Source organism: Streptococcus pseudopneumoniae (assembly GCF_038148935.1).
Taxonomy (GTDB): Bacteria; Bacillota; Bacilli; order Lactobacillales; family Streptococcaceae; genus Streptococcus; species Streptococcus pseudopneumoniae_U.
The window spans coordinates 1-323 of sequence record NZ_JBBJZX010000233.1 but is presented as its reverse complement, the minus strand read 5'-3'; the positions used below and the strand labels follow the sequence as shown (position 1 = coordinate 323).

The following is a 323-nucleotide window of genomic DNA, read 5'->3' as shown; positions in this document are numbered from 1 at the left end:
CTTGCAGTTTTAACAATCAATCTTAATGAAGAAGATTATTCTGCAGAAACTCCATCATGGACTTCTCAACTAAAAAGAGAACTTCAAAGGATTTCACAACCTTCTTATAAGCTGATAAGTTTGTTCAAGATGGAAAGCCAGGTTGATCAATATGTTTGTCTCTTTAGAGTAGACTCATCCAAACGTAGTGACAAATTGGCATATGAAATTCATTCTCAAATTTCTAATAATTTTAGTAAATACTCAAATATTATATATAAGAGTTGCCATAAAATATCCGATATTTTATTTCATACCAAAGAACTCTACACTTATAATGAACA

The 323-nt window shown here is 29.7% G+C and carries 1 pseudogene; it reads left to right on the top strand.

The features are described 5' to 3' along the window. Positions 1 to 323 (top strand): annotated as a pseudogene (locus WKI42_RS10760) (DNA-binding response regulator); the annotation flags it as partial.